General features: G+C 53.3%; 11 protein-coding genes. 8 read left to right on the plus strand and 3 right to left on the minus strand.

Annotated elements, in window-relative coordinates; all coding sequences use genetic code 11:
• Positions 1 to 109 precede the first annotated feature (109 nt).
• Genes fliT through fliD form a run of 3 tightly spaced genes read right to left on the minus strand, consistent with a single transcriptional unit; the run spans position 110 to position 2,313 of the window.
• Positions 110 to 478: a flagella biosynthesis regulatory protein FliT gene (gene fliT / locus H5P17_RS20605; RefSeq protein WP_044552037.1), complete on the minus strand. Its 369-nt coding sequence runs from the start codon at positions 476 to 478 to the stop codon at positions 110 to 112.
• The gene (fliS, locus tag H5P17_RS20610; protein ID WP_044552036.1) at positions 478 to 888 is read right to left on the minus strand and encodes a flagellar export chaperone FliS; all 411 of its coding nucleotides are present in this window, start codon (positions 886 to 888) and stop codon (positions 478 to 480) included. Before fliS ends, fliT begins: the two co-directional genes overlap by 1 nt.
• A gap of 27 nt (positions 889 to 915) precedes the next feature.
• Positions 916 to 2,313 carry a flagellar filament capping protein FliD gene (fliD, locus tag H5P17_RS20615; protein ID WP_044552035.1) on the minus strand — a complete coding sequence of 466 codons (1,398 nt, stop codon included), beginning with the start codon at positions 2,311 to 2,313 and terminating at the stop codon, positions 916 to 918.
• 281 nt (positions 2,314 to 2,594) lie between these two features.
• On the opposite strand from fliD, the gene H5P17_RS20620 reads away from it, so the two are divergent.
• From H5P17_RS20620 to H5P17_RS20655, 8 genes are all read left to right on the plus strand, one after another.
• Entirely contained in the window at positions 2,595 to 3,833 is a 1,239-nt protein-coding gene (locus H5P17_RS20620) for a FliC/FljB family flagellin (protein ID WP_044552034.1), read from the plus strand.
• Between the two features lie 184 nt (positions 3,834 to 4,017).
• Entirely contained in the window at positions 4,018 to 4,740 is a 723-nt protein-coding gene (locus H5P17_RS20625; RefSeq protein WP_044552033.1) for an RNA polymerase sigma factor FliA, read from the plus strand.
• Positions 4,741 to 4,798: 58 nt separating this feature from the next.
• On the plus strand, positions 4,799 to 5,308 hold the full coding sequence (fliZ, locus tag H5P17_RS20630; protein ID WP_182824919.1) for a flagella biosynthesis regulatory protein FliZ: 510 nt from the start codon (positions 4,799 to 4,801) through the stop codon (positions 5,306 to 5,308).
• Between the two features lie 126 nt (positions 5,309 to 5,434).
• Positions 5,435 to 6,427 carry a D-cysteine desulfhydrase gene (locus H5P17_RS20635; RefSeq protein WP_182824921.1) on the plus strand — a complete coding sequence of 331 codons (993 nt, stop codon included), beginning with the start codon at positions 5,435 to 5,437 and terminating at the stop codon, positions 6,425 to 6,427.
• A 114-nt stretch (positions 6,428 to 6,541) separates the two neighbouring features.
• Positions 6,542 to 7,342, plus strand: coding sequence for a cystine ABC transporter substrate-binding protein (gene tcyJ / locus H5P17_RS20640; protein ID WP_046373262.1), 801 nt, complete (start codon positions 6,542 to 6,544; stop codon positions 7,340 to 7,342).
• Positions 7,342 to 8,004: a cystine ABC transporter permease gene (gene tcyL, locus H5P17_RS20645; protein ID WP_037419074.1), complete on the plus strand. Its 663-nt coding sequence runs from the start codon at positions 7,342 to 7,344 to the stop codon at positions 8,002 to 8,004. The genes tcyJ and tcyL overlap by 1 nt, the downstream gene beginning before the upstream one ends.
• Positions 8,005 to 8,007: 3 nt before the next feature.
• Complete coding sequence (gene tcyN, locus H5P17_RS20650) at positions 8,008 to 8,760, plus strand: L-cystine ABC transporter ATP-binding protein TcyN (RefSeq protein WP_182824923.1); 753 nt, start codon at positions 8,008 to 8,010, stop codon at positions 8,758 to 8,760.
• Between the two features lie 186 nt (positions 8,761 to 8,946).
• On the plus strand, positions 8,947 to 10,074 hold the full coding sequence (locus H5P17_RS20655) for an integrase core domain-containing protein (RefSeq protein ID WP_255477969.1): 1,128 nt from the start codon (positions 8,947 to 8,949) through the stop codon (positions 10,072 to 10,074).
• Positions 10,075 to 10,808: the final 734 nt, after the last annotated feature.

Here is a 10,808-nt window from a genome sequence, read left to right on the forward strand (position 1 = left end):
TTACCCAATATCTGAATAATTCAAATGGCATGGATTAATATTCTGACTTAACCGGGGAATAATAGTGCATGCTGCTATCTATTCCATTGTCGCCGTTATTGCTGCGAACTCATCTGATTTGTGGATCTCCCAGCAGCAGGGCGCGATCGTGAAACTGGCCGTAAGTACTGTTAACCACGTTTTGGCGCGTCGACTGGCCGATTAATTCTTTCAATTGATCCATACGTTGCTGCAGCAGACGTTTCAGCTCGGTCTCGTTGTCGAGGATTTGCTGCAGCTTATTGCGCAGCAATTCCTGTAACGCCATTGAGGGACCTGCCTGGCCGGTAAAGGCGGCGGTTCTTTCCACCGCCGTCACGTAGGACAGTTCCAGCTCGACCAGGTCTTCCCATCTTTCCGTCTGTGCCAGAACGATCATCTGGCTACTCAGGCTATACACCTGCTGATAGGCGGCTAACAGCTGTTGTTGACGTTCCATTACACGGCGTCCTGAGTGGGGTGATAGTTGGGGCCAATCTGGCGCCAGGCGTCAGCAATATTTTCCAGCAGCTTCACTACTTCGGAGATTGCCGCTTCATCATTGTGCAAATTGGCCTGCATCAGACGCCGTTTCATGTAGTCATACAGCGCCGCCAGGTTATCGGCCATTTCACCGCCCTGCTGGTGGTCGAGACCGCTTTTCAGGCCGTTATCGATAATATTGATGGCCTTTGACAGAGCCAGTCCTTTGCCGGCGATATCACCCTGATTCATCAGTATCCGTGCGCGTAACAGGGCGCTAAGCGCCCCGTCGAACAGCATCACGATTAACTGGTGCGGGCTGGCGCTCATTACGCCACTTTCCAGACTGACCTGGGCGTAGGCCTGAGTTCCGCTACGGTTATACATGTGATTTTTTACCTGGTTAAAAAGTTCTTACTTGAACTGTTGTTTTAAATAATCACCGGTGCCACTCAGCTTGGACATCATGGTATCCAGTTGGACGAATTGTTGTTTATAGCGATCGATAGTGCTTTGAATGCTGGCCGTCACGGTGGTGATCTTGCTGTTCAGGCGGTCAAGGCTGGTATTGATGCTTTTGGTCGAGTTCTCAATGATGCCGCCGGCCTTTATGTAGCTTTGGATCTCATTGTGGATCTCGGTGGCCATGCCGGTATCTTTGCCGTTGCCGGCGAAGAAGTTGGCAACCTGTTCCGGTTTTTCATCGATGGCTTTGTTGAGCTTGGTGCTGTCGATCTCCAGCTTGCCGGTTTTGGTGTTGGTGGTGATCCCCAGGTTACCCAGCCCCTTCAGCTCCGGGTTGTCCTGCGCGCCGCTGAGCGCACTTTTAATCGATGACTGGATACCGCGCAGGGTGTTATCCCCCAACAGCGCGCCGTTTTTGGCATTCTGCGCCTCGCCGGTTTTGACCGGGGTATATTTGGTCAGCGAGTTAAAGGTATCCAGCAGCGAGTTATAGTTGTCGACCCAGTCTTTGATTTTGTCGGCGGTGCCGGTTTTGTCGGTGCTGATCACCAGGTTCTGCGGTTCATCTTTTTTGGTGACGGTTTTCAGATCGATGGTCACGCCCTGCAGGGCATCGGCAATCGAGTTGGTGCTGCGCTTGATTTTCGTGCCGTTAACCAAGACTTCGGCATCCTGACCGGCCACGGTTTGCTTCATTGCGTTGCTTTTGGCGGTGGCGTCGTAATTGAGGATAGCGCCTAACTTATCGTCATTATTGACCTGCACCGAAACGGTGTTTTTCTCGCCGGTGGCCGTGGAACTGATCGCCAATTGGTAGTCGTTGTCGCCCACCCGCATGATGCTGGCGTTGACGCCGGCTTTGGCATTGTTAATCGCATCACGCATTTCCACCAGCGAGGTTTGATCATCGGTCAGTGGGATCTTCACTTCTTTCTGTGGATCCCCTGCGGTGATGGTGATTGAGCGGTCACTGCTGCCGGGCGTGCCGAGTTTTTCCGTCTGATTGGTAATCGACGCCTGAGTGGTCAGCGTTTGCGGCTGTGCCAGTTTTTGAACTTCGACAATGTAGTTACCCGCCACGGCCTTATCGGTGGTGGTGATGGCAAACTGATCGTGTTTGCTGGCGGTGGTGTTATTGAAAAACGTCGGTTTCGCCAGCTCTTTACTGAGGTTATCGAACTTCTCCAGCGAGCCTTTTAACGTGCCGTAGGCGGTCAACTGGGCGTTGTAGCTGGTCTGCTGGGTAGTGTACGGGGTCAGACGCTGCTGTTCCGCTTTGGTCAGCTTGTCCAGCAAGCCGTTGAGGTCGAGTCCTGAGCCGATGCCTAATGAACTGATCGATGCCATTCGTAATTCTCCTTAATAATGACTTTATTCGCTTTACGCGTTTATCGGCCCAGCGGAGAAAAAGTTTACCGAAAAGTTTAAAAACCGATGGCGCAATAGAGGAAGGAAAAACCGCGTTATTTCTGCCATTGCGGCAAAGCGAAAAAAAAACAAAAAATTTCTAAAGGTTGCAGGGGGAGGGCCGATACCTGATGGGACGGTGGTTGACGCCGTGGGCAAAGCAGCCCGAACCTTTTAACTACGTTGCGAAGATCGCAACTGACACGTAAGGAAAGCATACAATGGCACAAGTAATTAATACCAACAGCCTGTCGCTGATGGCGCAGAACAACCTGAACAAATCACAGTCTTCTTTGGGTACTGCGATCGAGCGTCTGTCTTCCGGTCTGCGTATCAACAGCGCCAAGGACGATGCTGCGGGTCAGGCGATCTCTAACCGTTTCACCGCTAACATCAAAGGCCTGACTCAGGCTTCCCGTAACGCCAACGACGGTATCTCTCTGGCGCAGACCACTGAAGGCGCACTGAACGAAGTCAACGACAACCTGCAGAACATCCGTCGTCTGACCGTACAGTCCCAGAACGGTTCTAACTCTTCAAGCGATCTGAAATCCATCCAGGACGAAATCGGCGAACGTCTGGCTGAGATCAACCGTATCTCTGAACAAACCGACTTCAACGGCGTGAAAGTACTGAGCGGCGACCAGAAGCTGACTATTCAGGTTGGTGCCAACGACAACGAAACCATTCAGATCGATCTGAAAAACATCAACTCTAAAACTCTGGGCCTGGACAAGTTCAGCGTGGCAGACGGTGTTGATACCACTAAAGTTGGCGGTGCAGTAACTACCATTGCAACCGGTAAAGATCTGACTATCACCAACACCACCAACAAACAGGCTAACGGTGCTGCACCAGCCAGCTACCTTAAAGACAACACCACTGGTGACATTTACGCTGTAGGTACCGATGGCAAGAACTACAAAGCTACCATCGACAAAACTTCTGGTGACATCACTGCTATCGCAGCAGCAGAAACCACTGGTTTGACCGATACGGCTGCTGCCACTACCGTTAAGGAAGAAGTCACTGCAACGGGCGACACTACTGGTCTGAAATCCTATGACGGCGGCAAATCTTACCTGATCCAGGAAGGTACCGGTGCAGACGCCAAATACTTCAAGGCCACTGCAGACAGCGCAGGTAAAGTAACCAAAGGCGCTGAAATGAGCACCACGCCTAAAACTGCTGACCCACTGGCAACCCTGGACAAAGCACTGTCTCAGGTTGACGGTCTGCGTTCTTCCCTGGGTGCGGTACAGAACCGTTTCGATTCTGTTATCAACAACCTGAACAGCACCGTGAACAACCTGTCTGCTTCTCAGTCCCGTATTCAAGATGCTGACTACGCGACCGAAGTGTCTAACATGAGCCGTGCCAACATCCTGCAACAGGCTGGCACCTCTGTTCTGGCACAGGCTAACCAGTCTACTCAGAACGTGTTGTCCCTGCTGCGTTAATCGACTCTCCCCGATTAACCTGTCGCAAAAGAACCCCGCCTTGGCGGGGTTTTTTTATGGTCGCGCGCCGCTCAGCTAATGCATGGCGCAAATAAGGCCTGTTTTGTACGACTGTTCAGCCGATTGGCATTTTGCCCCCTACGGATAATAGCGCTGACTCTCTTATCCGCAGGTTTTAGACATAGTGAGCGATCTGTATACCGCCGAAGGCGTGATGGACAAAAATTCTCTCTGGCTACGCTACGTTCCGTTAGTGCGCCACGAGGCGTTGCGCCTGCAGGTCAGGTTGCCCGCCAGCGTGGAGCTCGACGATCTGCTGCAGGCCGGGGGAATTGGGTTGTTAAACGCCGTTGAGCGTTATGACGCCCTGCAGGGAACCGCCTTTACCACCTATGCGGTGCAACGCATTCGCGGCGCCATGCTCGATGAGTTGCGCAGCCGTGACTGGGTGCCGCGCAGCGTGCGTCGCCATGCCCGTGAAGTGGCGCAGGTGATGCGGCAGTTGGAACAGCGGCTCGGCAGACCGGCCAGCGAAGTGGAAGTGGCGCAGACGCTGAACCTGCCTTTGGATGAGTACCGTCAAATTCTGTTGGACACCAATAACAGTCAGCTTTTCTCCTACGACGAATGGCGGGAAGAGCACGGCGAAAGCGCGGAACCGCTGCTGGAAGGGCACGAAGAGGCCAATCCGTTACATCATCTGCTGGAGGGCAATCTGCGCCAACGGGTGATCGACGCCATCGAGGCGTTGCCGGAACGCGAAAAAATGGTGCTGACGCTGTATTACCAGGAAGAGTTGAACCTGAAAGAGATCGGCGCCGTGCTGGACGTGGGGGAATCGCGCGTCAGCCAACTGCATAGCCAGGCGATCAAACGTCTGCGCGCCCGACTGGCGAACGAGAACTGACATGTACTCAACCTTGATCCTTCAACCTGATCACCATTGCGATAATCGGACTGCTCCTATGCCAGGCATACTATTGAAAAAACGGCCGCTGAGCCGTTATTTGAAAGATTACAAACACAGCCAGACCCATTGTTCTCAGTGCGGCAAGCTATTGGATCGCATGGCATTGGTGTTTCGTGGCAAGATCATCAACAAAGATGCCATTGCGCGCATGGACCAGCCGATTGACGATCACGTGTGGCTGAATGTGCAAAATGAGCTGACGGCGCTGTGCCGCTTTTGCAGTGAGATCTCCTGCAACAGCCATCCGAGCTATTTCGACATCATGGCGTTCAAGCAGTATCTGTTTGAGCAGACCGAAATGAGCCACAGCACCATCCGCGAATACGTGGTGCGCCTGCGTCGGCTGGATGAAATGCTGGTGGAGCGTAATTATCCGGCCGACAAGTTTGCCAGTAACGTCAGCCATCAGCGCATCATCGAAGACCTGCCTTCGGCTGCGCACAACAATTACCGCATCGCGCTGCGCAAATACGACCAGTATCTTGCCTGGCAAAAAAGCTACTGATCTGCCTCCCCGGCGCGCCAGCCGGGGTTTTCGTGCCTCTCCCGCCACGAATAAAGAGTGATTATTGGGTTCACATCTGCTAAATCTATCTTTTGGATGTTGATACCTGATTCCCTGGGGGAAGTTGTGAATCTGCAACACAAACTGGCGCAATTCCCGCGCCTCGATTTAGTGGGCTCTGCCACTCCGCTCGAAAAACTGTCTCGCCTTTCAGACTACCTTGGCCGTGAAATTTACATCAAACGTGACGACGTCACACCGATGGCGATGGGCGGTAACAAGCTGAGAAAACTGGAATTTCTTGCCGCAGAAGCGCTGCGTCAGGGTGCGGACACGCTGGTCACCGCCGGCGCCATCCAATCCAACCACGTACGTCAAACGGCTGCCGTGGCGGCCAAGCTGGGTCTGCACTGCGTAGCGCTGCTGGAAAACCCAATCGACACCCAGGCAGAAAACTACCTGACCAACGGCAACCGCTTGCTGCTCGGGTTGTTTAACGCCGAAGTGGTGATGTGCGATGCGCTGCACGACCCGCAACAGCAGTTGGCCGATCTGGCGACCCGTCTTGAAGGGCAAGGTTTCCGACCTTATGTGGTGCCGGTAGGGGGCTCCAATGCGCTGGGGGCGCTGGGTTATGTGCAATGTGCGCTGGAAATTGCCGAACAGAGCCAGCGCAGCAACGTCGCGTTCAGCTCGGTGGTGGTGGCCTCCGGCAGCGCCGGGACCCATGCCGGGCTGGCCGTTGGCCTGCAGCAACTGCTGCCGGAAACGCACCTGATCGGCGTGACCGTTTCACGCAAGGTGATCGACCAATTGCCCAAGGTGGAGCTGATCCAAAAAGCGCTGGCCTGTTCGTTGGACATCGACGAACTGGCGCCGATTACGCTGTGGGACGACTATTTTGCGCCGCAGTACGGCATGCCAAACGAAGAGGGCATGGCGGCGATACACCTGTTGGCACAGCAGGAAGGGGTGTTGCTGGATCCGGTTTACAGCGGTAAGGCGATGGCCGGTCTGATCGACGGCGTAGCCCAGCAGCGTTTCCGCGATGAGGGCCCGATTTTGTTTATCCATACCGGCGGTGCGCCGGCGCTGTTCGCCTATCATCCACAGGTGTGAACGCGGTTTGTTATTCCATTTTGAACTATATTTATAAGGTTATATTCCTTCAAGCAGGCGGTCACACTGTTAAAGTGCTGATATCAAAAAAGATAAACAACAGATGGGGTGTTTATGATCTTTTCCAAAGTTCGTCGTCAATTGCTGCTGGGCGTAATGAGCGTTGCGCTGACCGCCGGTTTGAGCACGCAGACCTATGCCGCCGATAACCTGCTGGAGCAGGTGAAGCATCACGGGACCCTGGTTGTCGGGTTGGAAGGCACTTATCCGCCGTTCAGCTTCCAGGGGGAAGACGGCAAATTGACCGGCTTCGAGGTGGATTTCGCCAACGCCCTGGCGGAGCATCTTGGCGTTAAAGCCAAGCTGAATCCTACCAAGTGGGATGGCATGCTGGCCTCGCTGGATTCAAAACGCATCGACGTGGTGATCAATCAGGTGACCATTTCCGACGAGCGCAAAAAGAAATACGACTTCTCGACGCCTTATACCGTCTCCGGTATTCAGGCTCTGGTGAAGAAGGGCAATGAAGGCACCATCACCAAGCCGGAAGACCTGAAGGGCAAAAAGGTCGGCGTGGGCCTTGGCACCAACTACGAACAGTGGTTGCGTGACAATGTGCAGGGCGTTGACGTGCGTACCTATGATGATGATCCGACCAAATATCAGGATCTGCGTGTAGGCCGTATCAACGCTATTCTGGTTGACCGTCTGGCGGCGTTGGATCTGGTGAAGAAAACCGGCGATACGCTGGCGGTAGCCGGCCCGGCGTTCTCACGTCAGGAGTCGGGCGTGGCGGTGCGTAAAAACAACCCGGAACTGCTGGCCGCGATTAACCAGGCGATTGCCGAAATGCAAAAAGACGGCACGCTGGCGAAGATCTCCGAGAAATGGTTTGGCGCGGACGTAACTAAATAATGCACGAAAGTATCCAACTGGCGCTGGATTCAGCGCCATTTTTATTGCGGGGCGCGATCCTCACTCTCCAGCTCAGTCTGGGGGGCATGGCACTCGGTTTACTGCTCGGTTTTCTGCTGGCGCTGATGCGCCTTTCGCCGTTATGGCCGCTGTCATGGCTGTCGCGCTTCTATGTGTCGCTGTTTCGCGGCACGCCGTTGATTGCCCAGCTGTTCATGATTTACTACGGCCTGCCGCAGTTCGGCATCGAGTTTGATCCCTTCCCGGCAGCGCTGATTGGTCTGTCGCTCAATACCGCCGCCTATACTTCGGAAACCCTTCGTGCGGCGATTTCGTCGATTGAAAAAGGGCAGTGGGAAGCGGCAGCCAGCATCGGTATGACCCGCTGGCAGACGCTGCGTCGGGTGATCCTGCCGCAGGCGGCGCGTACCGCATTGCCGCCGTTGGGCAACAGCTTTATCGGCCTGGTGAAAGACACCTCGCTGGCGGCGACCATTCAGGTGCCGGAACTGTTCCGTCAGGCACAGTTGATTACCTCGCGTACCCTGGAAGTGTTTACCATGTATCTGGCGGCCTCGCTGATTTACTGGGTGATGGCGACCCTGCTTTCGGCGCTGCAAAATCGTCTGGAAGCCCACGTAAACCGCCAGGATCAGGAGTAACGCATGAGTGCCATAGAAGTGAAAAAACTGACCAAGCAGTTCAACGGTCAAACGGTGCTGCATGGGATTGATCTGGAAGTCGGTGCCGGTGAGGTGGTGGCGATTATCGGACCAAGCGGCTCGGGGAAAACCACCTTGCTGCGCAGCATCAACCTGCTGGAGGTGCCGGATTCCGGCACTATTCGGGTTGGCGATATACTGATCGACGGTGCCAAGCCACTGAGCAAACAGAAAAAACAGGTTCGTGCATTACGCCAGCAGGTGGGGTTCGTGTTCCAGAACTTCAATTTGTTCCCGCACCGTTCGGTGTTGGAAAATATTATTGAAGGTCCGGTCATCGTAAAAGGCGAGCCCAAGGCCAGCGCGGAACAGCGCGCACGGGCTTTGTTGACCAAAGTGGGGCTGAGCGGTAAAGAGTCGGCCTATCCGCGCCGTCTTTCCGGCGGGCAGCAGCAGCGAGTGGCGATTGCCAGGGCGCTGGCGATGCAGCCGGAAGTGATCCTGTTTGACGAACCGACTTCGGCGCTCGACCCGGAACTGGTGGGCGAGGTGCTCAACACCATACGTTCGCTGGCGGAAGAAAAGCGCACCATGGTGATCGTCACGCACGAGATGAGCTTCGCCCGCGACGTGGCCGACCGTGCCATATTTATGGACCACGGTCGCATCGTGGAGCAAGGGCCGGCAAAAGAGCTGTTCGCTAATCCGCAGCACCAACGTACCCAACAATTCCTCGACAAGTTTTTGAATCAGTGAGAATTAGAATTCGAACAGTATTTGACCACGAATTGTTGTCATACATTGGGCGGATTGTTAGTTGTAGGGGCCGAACACGGGTACAAACCGGTCACATAGGTAACACTTTTAACCGGTCACATGGGTAACAGTTATAGACTGGCATGGCGGAGGTAATTCACTATGCCCTGGGCCGAGACTGTTACCATGCAACGCCTTGAATTTATTCATGCCTGTCAGGCCAGCGGGGATTCTTTTTCCGCTGTCTGCAGGCATTTTTGTATCAGCCGTAAAACGGGGTACAAGTGGCTTAAGCGTTTTCAGCCCGATGACGTCTCCTCTCTTGAGGACCATTCCCGTGCGCCTCTGACTCATGCACGGCAACATTCATCCGACGTCATTAACTGCCTCATTCGCCTTCGTCGTGCTCATCCTGACTGGGGCCCAAATAAAATTCGTCAGTGGCTTCTCAACCATGAAATCCCTTTTGACGTTCCCGCAGGCAGTACGATTGGCGATATTCTCAAACGCGAAGGCCTTGTCCCAGACAGGATAAAACGCAGAAAAACGCCCGAAAATACGCATGCACTTACTGATATTCAGGCCGTCAATCAGGTCTGGAGTGCTGATTTTAAAGGTAAATTCAGACTACTCAGTCAGGAATACTGTCGCCCTTTTACACTGACCGATAACCATAGCCGTTATCTTCTGGCATGTGAGGCTAGCGCGTCAGAAAACCTGCTGTTCACTCGAGCCTGTTTTGAGAGAGCCTTCCATGAGTATGGTCTGCCAGAGGTTGTGCGAACCGATAATGGAGCGCCCTTTGCCGGCACGGGTATAGCCGGGCTGAGTAGTCTCAGTGTATGGATGATAAAGTTGGGTATTTACCCGGAGCGTATAAAGAAAGGCCACCCGGAACAAAATGGCCGTCATGAGCGGATGCACCGTTCGTTAAAGGCGGGTCTGAGTCACAACAACATCCGGCAAACGATGGAAGAACAACAGGCATGGTTCAGTGATTATCGTTATGAATTTAATCATGAAAGACCGCATGCGGCACTGGGAGGGGCAACACCGTCTTCGGTGTGGGTGCCTTCACCCCGGCAGTGGGACGGACGGGTACCGGAGATTAACTATCCGGAAGGAGCCCGGTTGTACAAAGTGGCTGAAAAAGGAGATATACGGCTCGGTAAAAGACTGTTTGTCAGTGAGGCGCTACGGGGAGAGTATGTGATGCTTAAAGAAGTGGGTGAAGGGTTGGATGTTGTGTTGTTCGACCGGATGATACTGGCTTACTACGACAGAGCTAAGCACAGTATTATCCGTATCGATTAGACGAAAGTGTTACCTATGTGGCCGGTCAGATCTGTAACCCATGTAGCGGTTGTACCCACGTTCGGCCCGCAGGCTAATAATCTTCTCCTTTGTCCGTTCCCCATTGGGCAGGGTTATTTGCAATGTATTCCTGAGTTAACGCCAATTCTCTTTCACTACGAATGACCCTTTCCTAATAGCTTCGTTGCCAGACAGATTGATGTAATTGCCGTGTCACAGCATATTTGAAGCTGCGAATGATAGTCCCAAGGCTAGCTGCCTTTTCGTTGCGAAGGTGAAGCAGTGCATGCAGATGGTTAGGCATCAGGACAAAGCTGTCTAAATGCACGCCGTTAAAGTGTTGAGGGATTTGTAACCAGCACTCCTCCGCAACTTTCCCGTAGGTACTCATCTGCATGACTGAGTTATTTATCGTGCCGTAAAGGCATTGTCTCTTATGAGTACAAATCGTCACAAAATAGATCCCCGCGGAAGCGTAATTGTAATAGCGCAAACGAAAGGACTTTCTTGATGGGTAATGTGTCATTCTTCCTCCAGCATTTTGGATACCTAACCAGATTTACTGTGGAGAAAACATATTGAGTGATCGGTTATGCGAAATGTTTTGCAGAAACTGTTGTTATGTTCAGGGCGCAGCATGCAGCGCCCCTACGAGTAGATAACTATTGTTAATAAAAAAGGCGCAGCTATTATGCTGCGCCCTGAGGTTCATTAGTTCACATTATACCCTATGG

Source organism: Serratia sp. OS31, from assembly GCF_014164835.1.
Taxonomy (GTDB): Bacteria; Pseudomonadota; Gammaproteobacteria; order Enterobacterales; family Enterobacteriaceae; genus Serratia; species Serratia liquefaciens_A.

Coding starts and splice junctions, on each gene's coding strand:
- fliZ (WP_182824919.1), top strand. CDS start 4,799: ATGCCAGGCATACTATTGAAAAAACGGCCGCTGAGCCGTTATTTGAAA.
- tcyL (WP_037419074.1), top strand. CDS start 7,342: ATGCACGAAAGTATCCAACTGGCGCTGGATTCAGCGCCATTTTTATTG.
- fliD (WP_044552035.1), bottom strand. CDS start 2,313: ATGGCATCGATCAGTTCATTAGGCATCGGCTCAGGACTCGACCTCAAC.
- fliT (WP_044552037.1), bottom strand. CDS start 478: ATGGAACGTCAACAACAGCTGTTAGCCGCCTATCAGCAGGTGTATAGC.
- H5P17_RS20655 (WP_255477969.1), top strand. CDS start 8,947: ATGCAACGCCTTGAATTTATTCATGCCTGTCAGGCCAGCGGGGATTCT.
- fliS (WP_044552036.1), bottom strand. CDS start 888: ATGTATAACCGTAGCGGAACTCAGGCCTACGCCCAGGTCAGTCTGGAA.
- tcyJ (WP_046373262.1), top strand. CDS start 6,542: ATGATCTTTTCCAAAGTTCGTCGTCAATTGCTGCTGGGCGTAATGAGC.
- tcyN (WP_182824923.1), top strand. CDS start 8,008: ATGAGTGCCATAGAAGTGAAAAAACTGACCAAGCAGTTCAACGGTCAA.
- H5P17_RS20620 (WP_044552034.1), top strand. CDS start 2,595: ATGGCACAAGTAATTAATACCAACAGCCTGTCGCTGATGGCGCAGAAC.